At 69.8% G+C, this 21,930-nt stretch carries 19 protein-coding genes; 11 read left to right on the top strand and 8 right to left on the bottom strand.

The genetic code is table 11. From position 1 onward, the window contains the following. Positions 1–255: 255 nt before the first annotated feature. Positions 256–2,868, bottom strand: coding sequence for an ABC transporter permease/substrate binding protein (locus IEZ21_RS24230; RefSeq protein WP_189324000.1), 2,613 nt, complete (start codon positions 2,866–2,868; stop codon positions 256–258). Then, entirely contained in the window at positions 2,861–3,949 is a 1,089-nt protein-coding gene (locus IEZ21_RS24225; protein WP_189323999.1) for a quaternary amine ABC transporter ATP-binding protein, read from the bottom strand. The genes IEZ21_RS24230 and IEZ21_RS24225 overlap by 8 nt, the downstream gene beginning before the upstream one ends. A gap of 278 nt (positions 3,950–4,227) precedes the next feature. Here IEZ21_RS24225 and IEZ21_RS24220 point away from each other — a divergent pair, with 278 nt between their 5' ends. Further along, the gene (locus IEZ21_RS24220) at positions 4,228–5,175 is read left to right on the top strand and encodes a 5'-3' exonuclease (RefSeq protein WP_246568101.1); all 948 of its coding nucleotides are present in this window, start codon (positions 4,228–4,230) and stop codon (positions 5,173–5,175) included. 162 nt (positions 5,176–5,337) lie between these two features. Then, the gene (locus IEZ21_RS24215; RefSeq protein ID WP_189323997.1) at positions 5,338–6,186 is read left to right on the top strand and encodes a siderophore-interacting protein; all 849 of its coding nucleotides are present in this window, start codon (positions 5,338–5,340) and stop codon (positions 6,184–6,186) included. 78 nt (positions 6,187–6,264) lie between these two features. Here the strand turns inward: IEZ21_RS24215 and IEZ21_RS24210 are convergent, their stop codons facing one another. From IEZ21_RS24210 to IEZ21_RS24200, 3 genes are all read right to left on the bottom strand, one after another. Then, entirely contained in the window at positions 6,265–6,945 is a 681-nt protein-coding gene (locus IEZ21_RS24210; protein WP_373302287.1) for a gamma-glutamyl-gamma-aminobutyrate hydrolase family protein, read from the bottom strand. A gap of 28 nt (positions 6,946–6,973) precedes the next feature. Continuing rightward, the gene (gene eat, locus IEZ21_RS24205) at positions 6,974–8,419 is read right to left on the bottom strand and encodes an ethanolamine permease (RefSeq protein WP_189323995.1); all 1,446 of its coding nucleotides are present in this window, start codon (positions 8,417–8,419) and stop codon (positions 6,974–6,976) included. Positions 8,420–8,646: 227 nt separating this feature from the next. Continuing rightward, complete coding sequence (locus IEZ21_RS24200; RefSeq protein ID WP_189323994.1) at positions 8,647–9,393, bottom strand: FadR/GntR family transcriptional regulator; 747 nt, start codon at positions 9,391–9,393, stop codon at positions 8,647–8,649. A 77-nt stretch (positions 9,394–9,470) separates the two neighbouring features. Here IEZ21_RS24200 and IEZ21_RS24195 point away from each other — a divergent pair, with 77 nt between their 5' ends. The 4 genes from IEZ21_RS24195 to IEZ21_RS24180 are packed head-to-tail and all read left to right on the top strand — an operon-like array spanning position 9,471 to position 13,977. Beyond that, a complete protein-coding gene (locus tag IEZ21_RS24195) occupies positions 9,471–10,835 on the top strand; it encodes a glutamine synthetase family protein (RefSeq protein ID WP_033323427.1) in 1,365 nt (454 codons plus the stop codon). Positions 10,836–10,846: 11 nt separating this feature from the next. Then, positions 10,847–12,226 carry an aldehyde dehydrogenase family protein gene (locus IEZ21_RS24190; protein WP_189323993.1) on the top strand — a complete coding sequence of 460 codons (1,380 nt, stop codon included), beginning with the start codon at positions 10,847–10,849 and terminating at the stop codon, positions 12,224–12,226. Further along, the gene (locus IEZ21_RS24185) at positions 12,223–13,005 is read left to right on the top strand and encodes a 3-oxoacyl-ACP reductase (RefSeq protein WP_189323992.1); all 783 of its coding nucleotides are present in this window, start codon (positions 12,223–12,225) and stop codon (positions 13,003–13,005) included. The genes IEZ21_RS24190 and IEZ21_RS24185 overlap by 4 nt, the downstream gene beginning before the upstream one ends. Positions 13,006–13,053: 48 nt before the next feature. Then, entirely contained in the window at positions 13,054–13,977 is a 924-nt protein-coding gene (locus tag IEZ21_RS24180) for a DUF2510 domain-containing protein (protein ID WP_189324063.1), read from the top strand. Positions 13,978–14,000: 23 nt separating this feature from the next. Here the strand turns inward: IEZ21_RS24180 and IEZ21_RS24175 are convergent, their stop codons facing one another. After that, positions 14,001–15,203, bottom strand: a complete 1,203-nt coding sequence (locus tag IEZ21_RS24175; RefSeq protein WP_189323991.1) for an amino acid deaminase/aldolase — start codon at positions 15,201–15,203, stop codon at positions 14,001–14,003. Between the two features lie 792 nt (positions 15,204–15,995). On the opposite strand from IEZ21_RS24175, the gene IEZ21_RS24170 reads away from it, so the two are divergent. Both IEZ21_RS24170 and mycP read left to right on the top strand, forming a co-directional pair. Continuing rightward, the gene (locus IEZ21_RS24170; RefSeq protein WP_246568090.1) at positions 15,996–16,931 is read left to right on the top strand and encodes a hypothetical protein; all 936 of its coding nucleotides are present in this window, start codon (positions 15,996–15,998) and stop codon (positions 16,929–16,931) included. Then, entirely contained in the window at positions 16,928–18,145 is a 1,218-nt protein-coding gene (gene mycP / locus IEZ21_RS24165) for a type VII secretion-associated serine protease mycosin (protein WP_189323990.1), read from the top strand. Before IEZ21_RS24170 ends, mycP begins: the two co-directional genes overlap by 4 nt. Here the strand turns inward: mycP and IEZ21_RS24160 are convergent. Then, on the bottom strand, positions 18,142–19,182 hold the full coding sequence (locus IEZ21_RS24160) for a serine hydrolase (RefSeq protein WP_189323989.1): 1,041 nt from the start codon (positions 19,180–19,182) through the stop codon (positions 18,142–18,144). The two genes, mycP and IEZ21_RS24160, sit on opposite strands and share 4 nt — an antisense overlap. A 150-nt stretch (positions 19,183–19,332) precedes the next feature. Here IEZ21_RS24160 and IEZ21_RS24155 point away from each other — a divergent pair, with 150 nt between their 5' ends. After that, entirely contained in the window at positions 19,333–20,064 is a 732-nt protein-coding gene (locus IEZ21_RS24155; protein ID WP_189324061.1) for an SseB family protein, read from the top strand. A 55-nt stretch (positions 20,065–20,119) separates the two neighbouring features. Here IEZ21_RS24155 and IEZ21_RS24150 read toward each other — a convergent pair whose 3' ends face one another. Next, complete coding sequence (locus tag IEZ21_RS24150) at positions 20,120–20,476, bottom strand: DUF1844 domain-containing protein (protein WP_033323439.1); 357 nt, start codon at positions 20,474–20,476, stop codon at positions 20,120–20,122. 424 nt (positions 20,477–20,900) lie between these two features. Here IEZ21_RS24150 and infC point away from each other — a divergent pair, with 424 nt between their 5' ends. Together infC and rpmI are read left to right on the top strand one after the other, a co-directional pair. Continuing rightward, a complete protein-coding gene (infC, locus tag IEZ21_RS24145; protein WP_078492013.1) occupies positions 20,901–21,536 on the top strand; it encodes a translation initiation factor IF-3 in 636 nt (211 codons plus the stop codon). A gap of 134 nt (positions 21,537–21,670) precedes the next feature. Beyond that, entirely contained in the window at positions 21,671–21,865 is a 195-nt protein-coding gene (rpmI, locus tag IEZ21_RS24140) for a 50S ribosomal protein L35 (RefSeq protein WP_033323442.1), read from the top strand. The last annotated feature ends 65 nt before the right edge of the window (positions 21,866–21,930 follow it).

The raw sequence follows: 21,930 nt of genomic DNA, 5'->3' as shown, positions 1-21,930 counted from the left end.
GCGTCGTCGGTGCAGGGTCGGTGCGGGCGGCTCGGTGACGGCCCGCTCTTCGTACGTCTGGGGTACTACATACGAAGAACGTACGAGCCAATGTCTCCCGATGTTTTGTTTGCACCCTACGCACGTTCGGCAAACCGTTTCATGCGCCCGTCACAAGGCTGTAAACAAAGGGGTGGACTTTCGTCGCACCGGAACCACACGGTCCCGGCGGGCGAAGCCCACCCCTTGGCCGACTGCTGCCGTACTACCGCACTGCTACGGAGTCATCCGGCTCACCATGTCCGGGTGCTCCTTCAGCCACGCGGCGACGGCCTCCTCCTCGTTGCCCTGGCCGCGGTCCTTGATCTCGGCCTCCAGGGTGCCGAGCTCGTCCTCGCTCATCTTGAAGTTCTTGATCCACTTCGTGAGCTGCGGGTACTGGTCCGGGAACGCCTTGTTGGTGATCGTACGGATCGTGTTCCCCTCACCGAACAGCTTCTTCTCGTCCGACAGCTTGGTCAGCTCGTACTCGCTGTAGGCCCAGTGCGGGGACCACAGGACGGCGATGATCGGCTCCTTCTTGGCGTACGCGCGCTTCAGCTCGGCCAGCATCGCGGGCGTGGAGCCGTCGACGACCTCGTACTCCTTGTCCAGGCCGTAGCCCGGCAGGACGTCCTTCTTGAGCAGGTTCATCTCGCCGGTGCCCGGCTCGATGCCGATGATCTTGCCGCCGAAGGTGTCGGCCTTGCCCTTGAGGTCCGCCAGGGACTTCACGTCCTTCACGTACGAGGGCACGGCGAGCTCCAGCGAGGTCGGCTGGTACCAGGTGCCCAGGTCTCTCAGGTTGTTCTTGTACTTGTCCCAGTAGTTCGCCTGGGCGTACGGCAGCCACGCGTCGAAGTTGACGTCGATGTCGCCGGTGGACAGGCCCGTGTAGACCGGGCCGACGTCCATCTGCTTGAGGTTCAGCGTGTAGCCGCGGCGGGCCAGGACGTTCTTCCACAGGTAGGTGACGGCGACGTTCTCGTCCCAGGGGAAGAAGGCGACGTCCACCGGACGCTTCGCCTCCGCCAGGTCGCCGCCCGTGGAGTTCTCGACCGGGGCCAGCTTGTCGACGACGCCGGGGTTCGACTTCAGCCAGGCCTTCACGGCCTGCGGCTGCTTGCCCTCGCCCGCCTTGTTGATCTCCGCCTCGAGGCTGGTGAGCTGCTTCTCGGTCATCTTGAAGTTCTTCAGCCACTGGCCGACGACCGGGTTGTCCTCGGTGAAGCCCTTGCGGGAGACCGTGTGCACCCCGTCGCCCTTGCCCCAGGCGCCCTTCGGGTCCTTGAGCTTCGTCAGCTTGTAGTCGTTGTACGCCCAGTGCGGCGACCACAGCGTGACGACGATGGGCTCCTGCTTGGCGTACGCGCGCTTCAGCTCGGCCAGCATCGCGGGCGTGGAGCTGTCGACGACCTTGTACTCCTTGTCGAGCCCGTAGTCCTTGAGCACCTTGCTCTTGAGCAGGCTCATCATGCCGGCGCTGGACTCGATGCCGGTGATCTTGCCGCCGAACTCCGAGGCCTTGCCCTTGAGGTCCTCCATGGAGTCGATGCCCTTCATGTAGGAGGGCACGCTCAGCTCCAGGGACGTCGGTCCGTACCAGGAGCCCAGGTCTTCGAGCTGCTTGCCGTACTTCGTCCAGTACTGCTCGTGTGTGGTCGGCAGCCAGGCGTCCGTCTGGAAGTCGATGTCGCCGCCCGCGAGAGAGGTATACATCGGGCCGGCCTCGAGCTGCTTCGCCTCGACCTCGTAGCCGCGCTCCTCAAGGATCTCCTTCCACAGGAAGGTGGAGGCGACGCCCTCGTCCCACGGGATGTAGCCGATGGTGATCTTCTTGCCCTGGCCGACGTTCGAGGAGTCGGCGGCGGTGGTCTCGGAGTTCGTACCGCCGAAGACGCCCATGCCGCCGGCGACCAGAGCGAGCACGACGACGCCGATCATGGCCACGGCGGGCCGGGGGCGGTAGGTCCAGATCTTCAGGCCCTGCGCGGCACGCACCTTGGCGAGGGCCCGGCGACCGAGCGGCGAGACCTGGGTGCCCAGCGAGCTGGTCATACGGTCCAGGTAGATCGCCAGGATGACGATGGCGACGCCGGCCTCGGAGCCCAGGCCCACGTTCAGCTGGCCGAGGGCCTCGTTCACGTCGCCGCCGAGTCCGCCGGCGCCGACCATGCCCGCGATGGCGGCCATGGACAGGCCCAGCATGATGACCTGGTTGACGCCGGCCATGACCGTGGGAAGCGCCAGCGGCAGCTGGATGCGCAGCAGGGTGTTGCCGGGGGTGGTGCCGAACGCGTCGGCGGCCTCGACCAGTTCCTTGTCGACCTGGCGGATGCCCAGCTCCGTCATGCGGACGCCGGGTGCCAGCGCGAAGATCATGGTGGCCACGATGCCCGCGGGGGCGCCGGTGCCGAAGAACAGGATCGCCGGGATGAGGTAGATCATCGCGGGCAGCGTCTGCATGAAGTCGAGCACCGGCCGGACCAGGTTGCTCACCCGGTCGGAGCGCGCCGCCCAGATGCCCACGGGTACCGCGACGGCGAGCGCGATGATCGTCGCCACGAGGACGAGCGACAGGGTCACCATCGCGTTCTCCCACAGTTCGAGGGAGTCGATGAAGGCGAATCCCACGAAGGTGAGGACACCGGCGGACGTGCCGCGCAGCCAGAACGCGATCACGGCGAAGATGCCCGCGAGGAGGAGCGGCTCCGGGGCCTGCAGGACGGCGTTGATTCCGTCGTACGTGCCCTCGAAGACGGTCTTGAAGAAGTCGAAGAGCCACGCCATGTTGCTGAGCAGCCAGTCGACCGTGTCGTTGACCCAGTCGCCGAAGGGGATCCTAGGCACCGGTCTTCACCACCTTGACAACCTTGTCACGCGGTGCGTCACAGGGCCTGGGCTCGCCCTGCTCGTCCCCGAGGAAGCCGATCAGCCGCTGCCGCGGTACGACCCCGACGAGCTTCTGCTTCTTGTCGAGCACCGCGACCGAGTGCGGCACGCGGGCGCTGATCGCGCAGAGGTCCACGAAGGAGCTGTCGGGCCGCGCGGTCTCACAGCCGCAGTCCGCCTCGTCGCCCCGCAGGTTCGTGTCCATGACGGCTTCGGCCGTGAGGACGCGGGAGCGGTCGACGTCCTTGGTGAAGGAGGCGACGTAATCGTTTGCGGGGCGGACCAGGATGTCCTCGGCGGTGCCGATCTGGACGATGCGGCCGTCGCGCATCACGGCGATACGGTCGCCCAGGCGCATGGCCTCGTTGAGGTCGTGCGTGATGAAGACGATGGTCTTCTTGAGCTTCTTCTGGAGCTCGATCAGCTGGTCCTGCATATCGCGGCGGATCAGCGGGTCGAGGGCGCTGAAGGACTCGTCCATCAGGAGCAGGTCGGCGTCGGTGGCCAGAGCACGGGCCAGGCCCACGCGCTGCTGCATACCGCCGGACAGCTCGTCGGGCCAGGACTTCTCCCAGCCGCCAAGACCGCACATGGCGAGGGCGTCGGCGGCACGCATCTCGCGCTCGGCGCGCGGTACACCCTGCACCTCCAGGCCGTACGCGGCGTTCTCGAGGACACTGCGGTGCGGGAACAGCGCGAAGTGCTGGAAGACCATGCTGATCTTCTTCGAGCGGACCTCGCGCAGCTCTCGGTCGCTCAGCGCGGTCAGGTCCTGACCGTCGAAGAGCACCTGACCCGCGGTGGGCTCCAGCAGTCCGTTCAGCATGCGCAGCAGCGTGGACTTGCCGGACCCGGACAGACCCATGACGACGAAGGTCTGGCCCGGTTCGACCGTGAAGGACGCGTCGATCACCGCGGCGGTGGTGCCGTCGGCGCGCAGTTCCTCACGGTCACCGCCCTTGTGGAGTCGCTCGACCGCTTTCTCGGGTCGTCTGCCGAACACCTTGTAGAGGTGTTCGGCTTGCAGCCTGGATGACACTTGTACCTCTCAAGTCGAACGAAGACGGCCCGCCTCCCCCGCCGGCGGGCCGTGGAGCGACGCGGGTTCCGCCCGCTCGTCCGGTCTCCTTTGTTCCCTGTTTGTCAGGTGTGGTTGAAAATGGGACCGGCTTCGCTCCGGATCGGCACCTGCCCCCGGTTGTCTGGACCAAACGCAAGGGTGTCCCGGTTCACAGGCTGTTTACGTTTAATGGGTAGCGGCGTTCCGTTTCACCGGCAGACCACTTCGGACAGTGACTGTCAGTGGCGTACGGCATGATGCTTGGCGTGACGCAGCAGACGCAGCCTTCTCGCCGAATCATGCTTCTCGACAGCGCTTCGCTGTACTTCCGCGCCTATTTCGGAGTCCCGGATTCCGTGAAGGCCCCGGACGGCACACCGGTGAACGCGGTGCGGGGGCTGCTCGAATTCATCGACCGGCTCGTGCGGGACCGCCACCCGGACGATCTCGTGGCGTGCATGGACGCGGACTGGCGGCCCCAGTGGCGCGTAGACCTGATCCCCTCCTACAAGGCGCACCGCGTCGCTCAGGAGCGCGAGGCGGGCCCGGACGAGGAGGAAGTGCCCGACACCCTCTCGCCCCAGGTGCCCGTCATCGAGGAGGTCCTGGACGCGCTGGGCATCGCCCGCGTGGGGGTCGAGGGGTACGAGGCGGACGATGTGATCGGCACGTTCACGGCCCGCGCCGCGGGCCCGGTCGACATCGTCACCGGCGACCGTGACCTGTTCCAACTGGTCGACGACAAGCGGCAGGTGAGGGTGCTGTATCCGCTCAAGGGCGTGGGCAGCATGCAGCTCACGGACGAGGCGCTGCTGCGCGAGAAGTACGGGGTGAACGGTCCGGGGTACGCGGATCTGGCGCTGCTGCGCGGCGACCCCAGCGACGGTCTGCCGGGGGTGCCGGGCATCGGCGAGAAGACGGCCGCCAAGCTGCTGGCCGAGTTCGGCGACCTGGCCGGGATCATGGCGGCGGTCGACGACCCGAAGGCGAAGCTCACGCCCTCGCAGCGCAAACGCCTCGACGAGGCGCGGCCGTACGTGGCTGTCGCGCCCAAGGTCGTCAAGGTGGCCGACGACGTACCACTGCCGGTGGTGGACACGACACTGCCGAGTGCGCCCCGCGACCCGGCGGCCTTGGAGGAGCTTGCGGCTCGCTGGGGTCTGGGTGGCTCACTGCAGCGACTGCTGGTGACGCTCGGATCGTGAGCCGTGACAGCCCGCACTTCGCCCTTCAGGGCCAGGCTTTCGCCATTTCTAAAGGTGTGGTCATCAACACCCCAAGCGTGGATATCGACTTATCAAGCGCGAGGTGTTAACTAGAAGGAGGTGCTAACTTAGGTAAGCCTTAGTAAATTTCGGGAGGCCGTCATGGCAGAGCGTCCGGCACGCAGGGTTCCGAAGCCCCACTCCGCGCGGGTGGTCCGCACGGAGCGGCTCACCCCGCATATGCAGCGCGTGGTTCTCGGCGGTGAAGGCCTCGCCGAATTCTCCGTGGGCAGCAGTACCGATCACTACGTCAAGCTGCTGTTCGGGGCGGAGGGCGTGACGTATCCGGAGCCCTTCGACATGGCCCGGATCCGCGAGGAGTTCCCGCGCGAGCAGTGGCCCGTGACGCGTACGTACACGGTGCGCGCCTGGGACCCCGAGCTGCGTGAGCTGACGCTCGACTTCGTGATCCATGGCGACGAGGGCCTCGCCGGGCCGTGGGCCATGCGGGTCCAGCAGGGCGAGATCGTCCGGTTCCTGGGCCCCGGCGGGGCGTACGCGCCCGATGCCGATGCCGACTGGCATCTGCTGGCCGGGGACGAGAGCGCGCTGCCCGCCATCGCCGCCTCCCTGGAGGCGATGCCCGACGGCGCCAAGGTGTACGCCTTCGTCGAGATCGAGGGCCAGGACGAGGAGCAGAAGATCGCCTCCGACGTGGAGGTCGTCTGGCTGCACCGCGGCGATCGCCCGATCGGCGAGGCGCTGGTCGAGGCCGTACGGGCGCTGGAGTTTCCGGAGGGCCGGGTGTGCGCCTTCGTGCACGGCGAGGCGGGCTTCGTGAAGGAGCTGCGCCGACTGCTGCGCGTCGAGCACCAGATCCCGCGCGAGAACCTGTCGATCTCCGGCTACTGGCGCCTCGGCCACAACGAGGACGGCTGGCAGGCGGCGAAGCGGGACTGGAACGCGCAGGTGGAGGCGGAACAGGAGACTGCCGGGTCGGCGGCCTCCTGAGTTTCCGTCGTACGTGAGCTTCGGCCATGGCTCTTGGAGAGGGTCCGCTGGACCGAGCATTCCGATGGAGGCACCCGGTCAGATGCAGGCGCGAACCAGCCCCTGCATCACCCGGACGTCGTCCCCCATCTCGGGGTGCCACTGAACCCCCAACACCCAGCCCTGACCCGAGAGTTCCAGCGCCTCCACCGTTCCGTCCGGTGCGTGGGCCGAAGCCGTGAGGCCGGAGCCGAGGTGGTCCACGGACTGGTGGTGGTAGGTGGGGACCGAGGTCTCCTCGGGCACCAGGCCGGCGTAGAGGGAGCCGGGAACCGGCTTCACGGTGTGGCGGCCGAAGACGCCGACGACCTCGGCATGCCCCTCGATGTGCTGCACGAGCGTCCCGCCGAGGGCCACGTTCAGGAGCTGCATCCCCCGGCAGATCCCCAGCAGCGGAGTGCCGGAGGCCAACGCGGCGTCGATCAGAGCGAGTTCCCAGCTGTCCCGCTCGCGGGCCTCGGGCCCCGTACGTGGCTCGCGCACGGCGCCGTACCGTGCCGGATCCACATCCGGGCCGCCCGCGATCACCAGCCCGTCGAGCCGGGCCACGGCCGCGGCGGCGTGCGCGGGATCGTCAGGCGGCAGCATCGCGGCCAGCCCGCCCGCGTCCCGCACCAGCCGCGGATATCCGACGGGCAGCAGCGCCGCCTCCAGCTCCCACACGCCCCAGCGCGCGGACTCCAGATACGTACTGACTCCGATCAGCGGCCTGCCGCCCACCATGAACCCCTTTTCGTGCTCTCCTGGATCAGTTCCGCTCCAACTCTGCCTCGGCGGCCGCCAGCGCCGCGAATTCCTCCTCCGGTGCCTTCGCCACCAGGTGCTTGCGGCTGTAGAGACCGAAGTAGGCGACCGCCACCACGTAGACCGCGAGTGCGATGAACGCCGCCGTCACGTCCACCAGGAACGTCGCCACCAGCGCGGAACACGCCAGCACCAGCGCCACCGAGGACGTCAGCACACCGCCCGGCGTACGGTACGGCCGCTCGAGGTTCGGTTCGCGGCGGCGCAGCACGATGTGCGAGAGCGACATCAGCGCGTACGAGATGGTGGCGCCGAAGACCGCCACGTTCAGCATGCGTGCCCCGTCGCCCGTCGCCGCGGCCAGCGCGAAGCCGATCGCGCCCGGCACCAGCAGGCCCAGGTAGGGGGCCTTGCGGCTGCTCGTCAGGGACAGGAAGCGGGGCAGGTAGCCGGCCCGCGAGAGCGCGAAGAGCTGACGCGAGCCCGCGTAGATCAGGGAGAAGAACGACGCGACCAGGCCCGCGAGACCCGCGTAGTTGACGATCCGGCTCAGCGTCGTCGCCTCACCGTCGGGCTGGAGCGCCTCGACGAGAGGGTTGCCCGCTTCCTGGATGGCGTCCGAGCCGCGTGCCCCGGCGGCGGCGAAGAAGGTGAGCAGGGCCAGGAACACCAGGATGGCCATCGACCAGCGGATCGCCTTCGGCAGCGTACGCGCCGGGTCCTTGGTCTCCTCGGCCGCGAGCGGTACGCCCTCGACCCCCAGGAAGAACCACATGCCGAACGGGAAGGCGGCCCAGATGCCCAGCAGGCCCAGGGGAAGCCAGGAACTGGAGCCGAAGGCGCTCGCGTCCACCGGGATGTCGTTGAGGTTCGAGGCGTCGAAGTCGGGGAGCGCCCCGACCGCGAACACCAGGAGCGCCAACACCGCGATCCCGGTGACGACAAAGCTGAAGCGCAGCGCCTCGCCGACGCCCCACAGGTGGATGCCGATGAAGATCACGAAGCAGGCCAGGTACACCGGCCAGCCGGAGGTGAGCCCGAACAGGCCCAGCGACTCGACGTAGTCGCCGATGAAGATGGAGATGGCGGCGGGCGCGAGGATGTACTCGATGAGGATCGCCGTGCCGGTCAGGAAGCCGCCCCAGGGCCCGAGGGCCCGGCGCGCGAAGCCGTAGCCGCCGCCCGCCGTGGGCAGGATGGAGGACAGCTCGGCGAGCGCGAAGACCATGCACGTGTACATCAGGCCCATGAGGACCATGGCGATCCCGAGGCCGCCGAAGCCGCCCTCGGCGAGTCCGAAGTTCCAGCCGGAGAAGTCACCGGAGACGACGTACGCGACGCCGAGGCCGGTGAGCAGCAGCCAGCCGGCGCTGCCCCGGCGCAGGGCTCTGCGCTCCAGATAGTCGTCCGCCTCAGGGGCGGCGGGTGGGTTGGTGGAATCGGTGGACATGGGCGGACTCCCCACAGGGCGGCGGACGCTCGGGCGGAAGGGGCCGCCAGGCACACGAAAGACCCCGGCAGCGCAGTGACACACAATGGAACGGATCCATACCTTTGCGGGCCATGGGGTCAGAAAGCAATAGCTGTGCGTTACATGCCCGTTAATCGGGCCTCGCGTCGGGAGGCCGTGGTGCGTGCCATGAGTCCCGAAGCCGAGTCAGCGCGTCAGGTGGCGCGTCACGTGAGGAAGCCGCGCAGCAGGGCCGCAGTGCCCGCGCAGTGCTCGCGCATCATCTCCCGCGCACCGTCCGCGTCCCCGTCGAGCACCGCCTCGACGATCGCGGTGTGCTGCTGCTGGGAATGCTCCAGGTTCCGTACCAGGAGCGGGATGCAGTCGAGAAGGTCGTTCATGGTCGCGCGTACGGCCGCGTACTGGGCGGTGAGGCTCGGGGAGCCGCACAGTTCGGTGAGCGTGAGGTGGAGGAGCGTGTCGAGGCGCCGGTACTCCGCGAGCGGTGCGTCGTGGGTGCGGGCGAGGGCCTCGCGCAGGCGCGCGGACTGGTCGGCGGACAGGCCGTGGGTCGCGCAGAGGCCGGCCGCACCCACCTCCAGGACCTCCCGGAAGCGCAGTACGTCCTCGATGTCCACGCCCTCGACCCGGCGGCGCAACTCGGCCTCGCCGGGCGCCTCGGTCCTGGGCCGGACGAACGTGCCGCCGTACCGCCCGCGCCGCGACTCGACCAGACCCTGGTCCTGGAGCACCTTCAGCACCTCGCGCAGCGTCACCCGGCTGATCCCGAGCCGCTCCGCCAACTCCCGCTCGGCGGGCAGCCGTTCACCACCGGGCACCAGACCGAGCCGGACCACCTGGAGGATCTGCTCCAGTGCCTCCTCGAAGCCGTTGCCCGCGCGGACCGGCCGAAGGACGGGCGCCAGCTGATCGCCCGGCCGGTCGTTCACGCCGCGCGCATCCGGCTGCGTCATATGGCCGTGCCCCCTTCCCAAGCAATGGTTCTCGGCAATACCTTATGGCTCTCGGCCGACCGAAGGAGGCCTTTCCCGTGGCCCATCGCACATCACCCCTCAGTGTCGAGGAGTTGCACGCACTCGTCGCGAGTGGCGAGATCGACACTGTCGTCCTGGCCTTCCCGGACATGCAGGGGCGACTTCAGGGCAAGCGGTTCGCCGCGCGCTTCTTCCTGGACGACGTCCTCCAGCACGGTACGGAGGGATGCAACTACCTCCTCGCGGTCGACACCGAGATGAACACGGTCGACGGGTACGAGATGTCCTCCTGGGACCGCGGCTACGGCGACTTCGCCATGCGTCCGGATCTCAGCACGTTGCGCAAGGTGCCGTGGAACGCCGGTACGGCCATGCTCATGGCCGACTTGGCCTGGAACAACGACGCGCCCGTCGTCGCCGCGCCCCGCCAGATCCTCCGCCGCCAGCTGGAGCGCCTCGCCGAACTCGGCTACACCGCGCAGGTCGGCACCGAGCTGGAGTTCATCGTCTTCAAGGACACCTACGAGCAGGCCTGGGACGCCAACTACCGGGGGCTGACCCCGGTGAACCAGTACAACATCGACTACTCGGTGCTGGGCACGGGCCGTGTCGAGCCCCTGCTGCGGCGTATCCGCAACGAGATGCAGGCCGCCGGGCTGACCGTCGAGTCCGCCAAGGGAGAGTGCAATCCCGGGCAGCACGAGATCGTGTTCAAGTACGACGAGGCCCTGGTCACCTGCGATCAGCACGCCATCTACAAGACGGGCGCCAAGGAGATCGCCGCCCAGGAGGGCGTCTCGCTCACCTTCATGGCGAAGTACAACGAGCGCGAGGGCAACTCCTGCCACATCCACCTTTCGCTCGCGGACAAGGACGGCCGCAATGCCATGGCCGGCGACGGGCCCGGCGGCATGTCCGACGTGATGCGGCACTTCCTCGCCGGACAGCTGGCCGCACTCAGGGACTTCTCCCTGCTGTACGCGCCCAACATCAACTCGTACAAGAGATTCCAGGCCGGCTCCTTCGCGCCGACCGCCGCCGCCTGGGGCTACGACAACCGCACCTGCTCCCTGCGTGTGGTCGGCCACGGCCGCTCGATGCGCTTCGAGAACCGGCTGCCCGGCGGCGACGTCAATCCGTACCTGGCCGTCGCGGGACTCGTCGCGGCCGGTCTGTACGGCATCGAGCAGCAACTGGAGCTGCCGGAGGCGTGCACCGGGAACGCGTACACCGGCGAGTACGAGCACGTCCCCACCACCCTGCACGAGGCCGCCGAGCTCTGGGAGAACAGCCCCATCGCCAAGGCCGCCTTCGGGGACGAGGTCGTCGCCCACTACCGCAACATGGCCCGCGTCGAACTCCAGGCCTTCGACGCCGCGGTGACCGACTGGGAGCTGCGCCGCTCCTTCGAACGCATGTGAGAGGTCCGTCCGTGTCGTACGAGCATGAGCTCCAGGTCCTCAATCCGGCGACGGAGGAGGTCATCGCCACCGTCCCGGCCGCCGGCGCCGAGGACGTCGACTCCGCCGTCGTACGGGCGGCGAAGGCACAGTCCGGGTGGGCCGCCCTCGCGCCGGGCGAGCGGGCCCGGCTGCTGCGCCGCTTCGCCGTCGCCGTCGACGAACACCTCGAGGAACTCGCCCAGTTGGAGGTGCGGGAGGCCGGACACACCATCGGCAACGCCCGCTGGGAAGCCGGCAACGTACGCGATCTGCTCGACTACGCGGCCGGGGGAGTGGAGCGGCTGACCGGGCGGCAGATCCCCGTCGCCGGCGGGCTCGACGTCACGATCCTCGAACCCCTCGGTGTCGTCGCTGTGATCGCGCCCTGGAACTTCCCGATGCCCATCGCGGCCTGGGGCACCGCTCCGGCGCTCGCGGCGGGCAACGCGGTCATCCTCAAGCCCGCCGAGACGACCCCGCTGACGGCGCTGCGGCTGGCCGAACTCGCCCTGGAGGCCGGGCTTCCCGAGGGGCTTTTCCAGGTACTCCCGGGCGTGGGTTCCGTCGCGGGCAACGCGCTCGTCGAGCATCCCGGAGTCGCGAAGATCGTCTTCACGGGATCAACGCCCGTGGGCAAACAGGTGTTGGCCAAGGGCTCGGCGCTCCTGAAGCCCGTGACCCTCGAACTCGGCGGCAAAAGCCCGAACATCGTCTTCGCCGACGCCGACATCGAAGCCGCCGCCGCGGCCACCCCCATGTCTTTCCTCGACAACTCCGGCCAGGACTGCTGCGCCCGCACCCGCATCCTCGTCCAGCGCTCGGCGTACGACCGCTTCCTCGAACTCCTCGCCCCCGCCGTCGAGTCCGTCCTCGTCGGCGACCCGGCCGACGAGAAGACCGCGATGGGCCCGCTGATCTCCAAGGCTCAGCTGGAACGCGTACGTTCGTACGTCACCGACGACCTGAAAGGGATCTGCGGCACCGCCCCCGAAGGCCCCGGCTTCTGGTTCCCGCCCACCGTCCTGACCGGAATCGAGCCGCACGCGCGCGTGGCCGTCGAGGAGGTCTTCGGACCGGTCGCCGTCGTGCTGCCCTTCGACGACGAGGCGGACGCGATCCGGCTCGCCAACGCCACCGAGTACGGACTCTCCGGCTCCATCTGGACCCGGGACGTCGGCCGGGCGCTGCGCGTGTCCCAGGCCGTACGTGCCGGGAACCTGTCCGTCAACTCCCATGCCAGCGTCCGCTACTGGACCCCGTTCGGCGGCTACAAGCAGTCCGGACTCGGCCGCGAGCTCGGCCCGGACGCGCTCACCGCCTTCACCGAGACCAAGAACGTCTTCATCAGCACGGAGGGCCCCGCACAGTGACCGACGAAACCATCTGCCGCCGCCTCGTCGGCCGCACCGCCGTCATCACCGGTGCCGGCAGCGGCATCGGCCTCGCCACCGCGCGCCGGCTCGCCTCCGAGGGCGCCCATGTCGTCTGCGGAGACGTGGACGAGCAGCGCGGCAAGGGGGCCGCCGAGGAAGTGGGCGGGATCTTCGTGAAGGTCGACGTCACCGACCCCGAGCAGGTCGAGGCGCTGTTCAAGACCGCGTACGACACCTACGGCTCGGTCGACATCGCCTTCAACAACGCGGGCATCTCGCCGCCCGACGACGACTCCATCCTGGAGACCGGCCTCGAGGCCTGGAAGCGGGTCCAGGAGGTCAACCTCACCTCCGTGTACCTGTGTTGCAAGGCCGCGATCCCCTACATGCGGCGCCAGGGCAAGGGTTCCATCATCAACACGGCGTCGTTCGTGGCCCGGATGGGTGCGGCGACCTCCCAGATCTCGTACACCGCCTCCAAGGGCGGCGTCCTCGCCATGTCCCGCGAACTGGGCGTGCAGTTCGCCCGCGAGGGCATCCGCGTCAACGCCTTGTGCCCCGGGCCCGTCAACACCCCGCTCCTCCAGGAGCTGTTCGCCAAGGACCCGGAGCGGGCCGCGCGCCGTCTCGTGCACATCCCGGTCGGGCGGTTCGCGGAGGCCGAGGAGCTCGCCGCGGCGGTCGCCTTCCTCGCCAGCGACGACTCGTCCTTCGTGAACGCCACCGACTTCCTGGTGGACGGCGGGATCGCGGGCGCGTACGTCACACCTGTGTAGACGGCCGTGTACTGACGGTGGAGGGGCGCTTACAGTTCCGGAATGAGCATGACGCCCCCGCCCGGCTGGTACCGCGATCCCTCGGCGCCGCATGTCGAGCGCTGGTGGGACGGCACCAGGTGGACCGAGCACATGCGTGCCCCCGAAGCGCAACCTCAACAGCCCACGGCACAGTCCGGGTTCGCTCCCACACCCGGCGGCTCCGGCCGTGCGAAGGTCATCGCCCTCGTCGCCGCGGCAGCCGTCCTGGTCGCCGCGATCGTCACCGGAGCCGTCGTCCTGAACCGGGACGACGGCTCCCCGGAGGCGAACACCACCCCGGCGCCCGAGTCATCCGCGCCCGTCGGCGACCCGCCCTCGCCCACGCCCTCGGAGTCCACCTCCGAACCGTCCGCCGACGATCCCTCCGTGGTCGTGGACGAGCTCAACGGCATCACCTTCCCGCTCCTCGACGGCTGGGTCAGACCCCAGTACGTCGCCGAGGACAACGTCGTCCTGACCACGCCCGACACCTACACCTGCCCGGGCGACGACGGACTCTGCCGCCACGGCAGGGTCATCTCGCGCACGGTGACCGCGAACGACGAGAAGTCCCCCGAGGCGCTCGCCAAGGACGACATCTCGGAGGCGGCGGACCAGGCGTACGACCGCGACCAGCTCGACCGGCGTCCCTACGGCGGCATCACGTCCAAGAAGCTGGTCAAGCAGGGGCCGGTCGCGGTCGCGGGCCGCACCGGGTACTTCGTGCGCTGGCAGGTCAAGACCGAGAAGGGGCCCGGGGGTTACGTCCAGTCGCTGGCGTTCCCGTCCAGCGTCGGCTCCCAGGCACCGGTCATGGTGCGGTTCGTCTTCGACGCCGGTCAGGACGGGCCGCCGCTCACCGACATGGACAAGATCACCAAGGGGATCCGGCCGGTGGACGACGGGGACACGAGCGGAGGGGTGGGCAGCAGCGTCGGTCCCACGCGGTAGTGCGTACGGCTGATCGCGTGTGTCTACAGGAAGGTGTGGCCTTCCCCTCGATACGTCGGGACCGTCGCCGTCACCGTCTCGCCCTCCACGAGGTGCAGCACCTCGAACCGCTCGCACAGTTCACCGGCCTTGGCGTGCCGGAACCACACCTTGTCGCCGATGAGCAGATCGTCGGCGGGGGAGCCGAGCAGCGGTGTCTGTACCTCGCCGGCCCCCTCCTGGGGGTCGTACCGCAGCCCCTCGGGAAGGTACGGCTCAGGCAGCCGGTCGACTCCCGCCGCGCCCGAGGCCGGGTAGCCGCCGCCGAGCACGGTCACGACGCCCACGCCCGGCCTGCGGACGACGGGCTGGGCGAAGAGCGCGGCCGGACGCCCGCTGAACGAGGTGTAGTTGTCGAAGAGACGCGGGACGTAGAGCCCCGATCCGGCCGCGATCTCGGTGACGGAGTCCTCGGCGGCGGTGTGCTGGACACTGCCCGTGCCGCCGCCGTTGACGAACTCGAGGTCCGGCGCCACGGCCCGTACCGCACGCACGACCTCGCCGCGCCGCTGGGCCAACTCCCTGCGGGCCGCGGCCTGCATCAGCCGGATGGCACGCGAGCGCAGCGGCCGTCCGCGCAGGGCGTCGCCGACACCGGCGATGTGCCCCTCGTACGCCATGATCCCCACGAGCCGGAAGCCGGGCCGCCGGGCCACCGCGCGGGCCATCTCGGCGACCTGGGCGGGGGAGTGCAGGGGCGAACGGCGAGCGCCGACGCGCACCCGCCCGCCGAGCAGCTTCAGCGAGGTGTCCAACTCCAGGCAGACGCGCACCACTTCACGTCCGCCGTCCCGGGCGTCGTCGATCAGCTTCAGCTGCGCCGGGTCGTCGACCATGACGGTGACGGAGGCGGCGAGCTTGGGGTCGCCCGCCAGTTCCGCGTACGCCTTGCGGTCGGCGGACGGGTAGGCGAGCAGTACGTCCTCGAATCCGGAGCGGGCCAGCCACAGCGACTCGTCGAGCGTGAACGACATGATCCCGGCGAAGCCGTCCCGGGCCAGGACGCGTTCGAGAAGGGCCCGGCAGCGTACGGATTTGCTCGCGACGCGTATGGGCTTGCCCGCCGCTCTCCGTACGAGATCCTCCGCGTTGGCGTCGAAGGCCTCCAGGTCCACGATCGCGACGGGGGCGTCGAGGTGAGCGGTGGCCCGGTCGTAGCGGGCCCGGTCTGCGCTGCGGCCAGTCATGCCCCGAAGCCTGCCAGACGTGATTACCGCAGGGTAGGGGGACGTTCCGGGCAGATGCCGCGGGCCAGCGTACTGATTCCCACTCGCACAGTGTCAACCCGTAGAGTGACGCGCACGCAGAAAGGGAACGGTCCGGGAGGAGTTCCTTTGGCGGGCCGGTTGCCCGAGTACGAGGAAACGGGGGGTGCATTGAGCACGGAAGCGCGTCGTACCCCCGTCCCCCCACGCCCGTCGACTCCACCGGGCGGAGCTCCGGGCACACCGGCGGACCAGGCCTCCGAGGAAGCCGAAACGACGGTCCCGCTGCCGAGACGCGACCCCGAAGGCTCGCCGCGGAGGTCCGGCATCGCGGGGGCGCTGCCCGGGGGTGGGGCGGCTCCGGCACGTGGGTTCGACGAGGACGGCCGCCGGGCCTTCGAGGGGTACGACGATCGCGAGACTCCACCGGTCGGGCCGCTCCGTTTCCCGGACCTCCGGCCCACCGACAGCCGGCAGCGGCCCCCGGCAACGCCACCGCCTCCGCCCGCCTCGGCCCGCTTCCCGGACACGCCGCCTTCGGCGACCGGTTCCCTGCCGCGCGTCGAGAGCCCGGGCGTCCCACCGCGCCCGGCCGCCGAGCCGCGCTCGACCACCAGGAGCGGCGACGGCCTACTCGTACCGCCGCCCCCCGTCGCCGAGCCGAAGGCGACAGTCACGCCTCAGCGGGTGGCTCCCGGCTTTCCCCAGCGGCCTTTCGCGCCGCCGAGGCCGAGTGTCCCGGCGCCTCCGGTCGTCCCGCCCCGGCGTGCGAGCGTGCCCGAGGAGACCTTCAGCGAGACCACGAGACGGCTTCGGCCCATTCCCGCCGAGCCGCCCGCCGATCCCCCGCCGAAACCGGCACCGGCCGGCGCTCCCGCCGGACGCCCCTTCGTCTCGCTCGCGCCCCCGGACACGTACGACGACGACACCGCGCGGCTGCGGCCCATAGGGGCCCGAGTCCGGCCCCGGGTCGCGGCTGCCGCGGCCTGTGTCGTACTCGGGTTCGGGCTCATCGGGGGTGCGGTGGCCGGGAGTTGGCTGACCGGAGACAGTGGAGGGGACGCCGGGGCGCGGGACTCGTTCACGGCGGCCGGGGATCTCTGGCACAGCGTCCCTGTGGACGAGCTCTTTCCGCCGACCGTGCAGGGAGAGGGCGCGGGGCCCGGCGGAGCCGACCGTACCTGGACCCGTATCGCCGTCGCCCCGGACAGCGGCTGCGCGGACGCCTTCGACCCGCTCCTGCGCAAGGCCCTCGCCCCGGCCGGTTGCCTGCGCCTCCTGCGCGCGACGTACACGGACGCGACCCGCAGCCATGTCACCACCGTCGGCCTCCTGTTCACCAAGGCGGACTCCGCGGCCATGGGCGTGCTGAGCAGCCAGTTCGAGGACGAGGGGCTCGATGGGCGGCGCGACCTGATGCCCCGCCCGTACGCGGCGAAGGGCACCGTCGCCGCAGGGTTCGGCGACGACCAGCGCGCGTCGTGGACGGTGTCGGTCCTGACTGACGCCCCCGTGGTCGTCTACGCCGTCTCCGGCTTCGCCGACGGCCGCACCGTCACCGAGCCGCAGCCCGCCGAGGACGCCATGAAGACCGACGCCACCACACCGCCCGCCCAGGCGGGCCTCGGCCACGACGCACAAGGCCTCGCCGACCGCATCGAGCGCGGCCTCCGTAAAACCGTCAACCCGGCCACGGAGAAGCCGTCATGACCCGTAAGGCCCGTAAGAACACAGGCTTGGGCGGCGCCCGCAGGACCGGAGTCCTCGCCACCCTCCTCGCCGCATCGTTCGCCCTCGTCCCGCCCACCACCGCCCACGCCGACGGCATACGCGCCCAGCAGTGGGCCCTGGAGGCGATGCGCGCCAAGGAGGCCTGGCAGACGACGAAGGGCGAGGGCATCACCGTCGCGGTCCTCGACACGGGCGTCGACGCCCAGCACCCGGACCTCGCCGGCAACGTCCTCGCCGGCAAGGACATGGTCGGTTTCGGCGCCGGCCGGGGCGACCGTGCCTGGGCCCGTCACGGCACCGCGATGGCGGGCATCATCGCGGGTAACGGACACGGTCCCGGCAACGCCGACGGCGTCATGGGCATCGCCCCCGAGGCCAAGATCCTCCCCGTCCGCGTGATCCTCGAAGACGGCGACTCGGCCCGCGGCAAGGCCCGCAACACCCGCGGCAACGCCCTCGCCGAAGGCATCCGCTGGGCCGCCGACCACGGCGCAGACGTCATCAACCTCTCCCTCGGCGACGACTCCAAGTCCGCCCACCCCGAGGCCACCGAGGACGCCGCCGTGCAGTACGCCCTGAAGAAGGGCTCCGTCGTCGTCGCCTCGGCCGGAAACGGCGGCGAGAAAGGCGACCACATCTCGTACCCGGCCGCCTACCCGGGCGTCATCGCCGCCACCGCCGTCGACAAGTACGGCACCCGCGCCTCGTTCTCCACCCGCCGCTGGTACGCCACCGTCAGCGCACCCGGCGTCGACGTCGTCATCGCCGACCCGGACCGCAAGTACTACGAAGGCTGGGGCACCAGCGCCGCCTCGGCCTTCGTCTCCGGCGCCGTCGCCCTCATCCGCGCCGCCCACCCGAACCTGGCTCCGGCCCAGATCAAGGAGCTCCTGGAGGACACAGCCCGCAACGCCCCCACCGGCGGCCGCGACGACTCCCGCGGCTCCGGCTTCGTCGACCCCGCGGCCGCCATCGAGCAGGGCGGCAAGCTCAAGCCGGAGGGGCTGAGTTCGGCCGCGTACGGCGACAAGTACTTCGGCTCGGGCCCGGACATCCCGGACGAGGACTCCTCGACCGGCTGGGCGGGGCCCGTCGCGGGCGGCCTCGGCGGGGTGCTCCTGATCGGCGCGGTCGTGCTCTGGCGCGGCCGCCGCGAACCACGCCACACGACTGACGGCGACCCCGACTACTAGACGTCCGCATCCCGCAGCGACGACACCGCCGCCTTCGCCGCCGCTTCCACCAGCGAAACCCCCTTCGCCTTCGTGGAGTTGCCCTTCGACAGCGCCGCGACGAGATACCCGCGGCCGTCCACCATCACCCGACCGATGCTGTTGATGACCCACAGCCCGGTCTGGCTGCGCGGCAACCACCCGTTCTTCAGGGCGAATTGGGACCCGGCGGACCCGGCGGACCCGTCAGCCGTGCCTTCGGCTTGTTCGGATCCGACAGCCGAAACTCCCCAGTCCTGGCCCACCGCGATGTCCCCCATGAGCCCCCGCAGATACGCCCGCGACGCCTCACTCAGCTCCGAGTCGTCCCCGAACACCTGCTCAAGCAGGGTGAGTTGATCGACCGCCGTGGTCTGCGTCAGCCCCCACAACGCCCCGTCCCCGCCCTCGGTGCCGCTGAGCCCGAACCGCTCGTTCGCCGCCGCCAGACCCTCCGCCCGCCCGATCGCGTCCCACAGCTCGCTCGCCGACACATTGTCGCTGTTCTTGATCATCGCGGTGGCGTACGTCTTCTCCGACGCCGTCAACTCCCGCCCCGCGTCCTGCGCCTGGAGCAACAGCACCGCCAGGATGTCGACCTTGACGATGCTCGCGGTGTCGAACGCCCCGTCCCCGTACACCGCGCTCTCCCCGGACTCCGGATCAAGCACCGCCACCGACACCTCCGCGCCGTCCTCCACGGCCACGGACTCCATCGCCTCGGCGAGCAGCGCGTCCCGGTCCACCGCAGGAGTCGGGGTGGGGGTCGGGCTCACAGCCGCCGCCACGGATTCCACTGCCGCCTCCGGGGTCCGAGATGCGTCCGCTGCCTGCGCGCCCGCGGTGGGCGCTGCCGAGGACGATACGAGACCGCCGGTGCCGCCGGGCGGCTGCGCCCGCACGTACGAGGACCCGGAGGCCGTGACGCCGACAAGCACGACGGAGGCCACACCGGTGTAGAGGAGAGGCCTGCGCCAGGACGGGCGGGCGCCGGGCCGACGAACTCTCTGCGGGTCCATCCCGCGATGCTGGGGCCCGGCGCTGTGTCTCCGGTTAGCCGCACGTCAGAAACGTGTAAGGGATCGCTGAGAAAACCCTGAGCCAGGTGAACAACGTGTTTCCAGGGCCGCGGGAAGCCTGTGAGTGACACCCGCATAGAGTCGATGACCGTGGCGAACAAGAACATTCCCGACTCCGGCTTCTCCGACGACGACGGCTCCGCCGACCCCCGGCTGAGCGCCGCGCTCGCGGCCTGGGCCGAGGATCGGTCCGCACACGCGCCGGTCCTGGAGGCGCTCAAGGGCGCCCGGCTCCTCGTACCCGTCGTGGCCGTCCTGGGGGAGACCGAGGAGGACGAGAAGGGCCTGCGCCGCGAGAAGACCAGCGACATGGCCGTCCCCACACTCAAGGCCGGCACCCGGACCGCCCTGCCCGCCTTCACGTCCACCGAGTCGCTCGCCCGCTGGGACCCGGCTGCCCGCCCCGTCGCCGTACCCCTGCACCAGGCCCTGCAGGCCGCTGCCCACGAGAAGGCCGACACGATCGTGCTCGACCTCGCAGGACCCGTGCCGTACGAACTCACCGGCCCCGCCCTGCTCGCCCTCGCCGAGGGCCGCACCAGCACGGACCCGCTCGCCGACCCCGCCGTGACCGACGCCGTACGCGCCGCCGTCGCCGCCGAGCCCGCCGTCCTGCGCGCCCACCTCGGCCCCGGCCAGGCCGACGGCACCCTCGCCCTCGTACTGGACCCCTCCGCCACGCCCGCCGAGACCGCCCGCTCCGTCGCCCGCCGCCTGGCCGCCGACGACACACTGAGGGCCCGCCTGGTACGCGGCCTCGACCTGGCACTCCTGCCGACCGAGGCGACCCCACCGGGCGAGCCCCTTTACGTACGGCCCTGAAGCCCCGTACGCCTCTCGTTTCTCGTACGTCCGTCGTACGCCCCCGGAGCCGGTCTCAGCCGAAGACCGGACCCGTGTACTTCTCGCCCGGCCCCCGGCCCGGCTCGTCCGCGACGACCGACGCCTCGCGGAACGCCAGCTGCAACGACTTCAGGCCGTCGCGCAGCGGCGCCGCGTGGAAGGAGCTGATCTCGGTCGCGCTCGCGTCCAGCAGCCCGGCCAGCGCGTGCACCAGCTTGCGCGCCTCGTCCAGGTCCTTGTGCTTCTCACCCTCCTCCGTCAGACCGAGCTTCACGGCGGCGGCGCTCATCAGGTTGACGGCGACCGTCACGATCACCTCGACCGCCGGGACCTCGGCGATGTCGCGGGTCATGGCGTCGAAGTCGGGGGTCTCAGGAGGGGTGTCACTCATGCTCCACACGATAGGCCCGGCGTCCGGCGGCCCCGACCGCAGGTGTCTTCAGGGGTTCCTGGAGACCCGACTAGCCCGAATTAGCGGTTTCCGGAGGGCGCTGCTAACCTTGTGTAACGACCGGTCGGACGCGCCAGGAAACACGCAGCGTGCCCGACCCGCAAGTGGAGGCTCCGATCTCCCACCTGGCCGTCCTCCGGGACGGCGGGTCACCCGGTCAGGCGGCCACCATCGTTCCGTACGGACGATGGAGCCGCAGGATATGCGCCCCGCGGGCTACCGCGGCGGTGCTCCGGTTGTCATTGGAGCCCCGCCTGCGTCCCGTCCGGGGCATTTTTCATGGCTCCCGGTGGTTGGTCCCAGTTGAAGAGACGTACGCGAGCTGTCTGCCAGACAGCCGTGTGGTGCTAACCGAGGAGGATCCATCAGCGCCGAGCCCCGCATCAACGACCGGATTCGCGTTCCCGAGGTGCGACTTGTCGGTCCCAGCGGCGAGCAGGTCGGAATTGTTCCGCTTGCCAAGGCCCTGGAGCTTGCGCAGGAGTACGACCTCGACCTGGTCGAGGTGGCCGCGAACGCGCGTCCGCCGGTCTGCAAGCTCATGGACTACGGGAAGTTCAAGTACGAGTCGGCCATGAAGGCCCGTGAGGCGCGCAAGAACCAGGCGCACACGGTCATCAAGGAGATGAAGCTCCGGCCGAAGATCGACCCGCACGACTATGACACCAAGAAGGGTCACGTCGTCCGGTTCCTCAAGCAGGGCGACAAGGTCAAGATCACGATCATGTTCCGTGGTCGCGAGCAGTCCCGGCCGGAACTCGGCTACCGACTGCTGCAGCGTCTCGCGGAGGACGTGGCCGACCTCGGGTTCGTGGAGTCGAACCCGAAGCAGGACGGCCGAAACATGATCATGGTTCTCGGTCCGCACAAGAAGAAGACCGAGGCGATGGCCGAGGCCCGCCAGGCGCAGGAAGCCCGGAAGGCGGAAGCGAAGGCCAACCCTGGCAAGTCGCAGAACGTCGCCGAGGAAGCTCCGGCCGAGGCTTCCGCCGACGCCTGATTCCAGGGCGCAGGTCCTGGGGTCCAGGTCCCTGGACGAAAGTCCGGGGATGCCAACCGATACATCTGACGTTCCGCCGTGCCCGGTTTCACGACCGGGCATCGGAACGCCACTGACGAGGAGAGAACGGCGCTATGCCGAAGAACAAGTCGCACAGCGGTTCCAGCAAGCGCTTCAAGATCACCGGCTCCGGCAAGGTGCTCCGTGAGCGCGCCGGCAAGCGCCACTATCTCGAGCACAAGTCGTCCCGTCTGACGCGTCGCCTCACCGGCAACGCCGAGATGGCCCCGGGCGACGCCAAGAAGATCAAGAAGCTTCTCGGCAAGTGACGTCAGGAACGCATCGCGTACCTGATCTCTGACCGGGACCCAATCGATTTCGGGTCGTGTGAGTC

It is taken from the genome of Streptomyces flaveus (genome assembly GCF_014647675.1).
In the GTDB taxonomy this organism is placed as follows: Bacteria; Actinomycetota; Actinomycetes; order Streptomycetales; family Streptomycetaceae; genus Streptomyces; species Streptomyces flaveus.
The sequence above is the reverse complement of the archived record's forward strand: the minus strand, read 5'-3'. Positions and strand labels throughout refer to the sequence as shown.

What these genes read in the sequence shown, in the direction of transcription:
- IEZ21_RS24200 (WP_189323994.1), bottom strand. Translation starts at nt 9,393, where the DNA reads ATGACGCAGCCGGATGCGCGCGGCGTGAACGACCGGCCGGGCGATCAG.
- IEZ21_RS24215 (WP_189323997.1), top strand. Translation starts at nt 5,338, where the DNA reads ATGGCAGAGCGTCCGGCACGCAGGGTTCCGAAGCCCCACTCCGCGCGG.
- IEZ21_RS24160 (WP_189323989.1), bottom strand. Translation starts at nt 19,182, where the DNA reads ATGGACCCGCAGAGAGTTCGTCGGCCCGGCGCCCGCCCGTCCTGGCGC.
- IEZ21_RS24220 (WP_246568101.1), top strand. Translation starts at nt 4,228, where the DNA reads ATGCTTGGCGTGACGCAGCAGACGCAGCCTTCTCGCCGAATCATGCTT.
- rpmI (WP_033323442.1), top strand. Translation starts at nt 21,671, where the DNA reads ATGCCGAAGAACAAGTCGCACAGCGGTTCCAGCAAGCGCTTCAAGATC.
- IEZ21_RS24175 (WP_189323991.1), bottom strand. Translation starts at nt 15,203, where the DNA reads ATGACTGGCCGCAGCGCAGACCGGGCCCGCTACGACCGGGCCACCGCT.
- IEZ21_RS24180 (WP_189324063.1), top strand. Translation starts at nt 13,054, where the DNA reads ATGACGCCCCCGCCCGGCTGGTACCGCGATCCCTCGGCGCCGCATGTC.
- mycP (WP_189323990.1), top strand. Translation starts at nt 16,928, where the DNA reads ATGACCCGTAAGGCCCGTAAGAACACAGGCTTGGGCGGCGCCCGCAGG.
- eat (WP_189323995.1), bottom strand. Translation starts at nt 8,419, where the DNA reads ATGTCCACCGATTCCACCAACCCACCCGCCGCCCCTGAGGCGGACGAC.
- IEZ21_RS24150 (WP_033323439.1), bottom strand. Translation starts at nt 20,476, where the DNA reads ATGAGTGACACCCCTCCTGAGACCCCCGACTTCGACGCCATGACCCGC.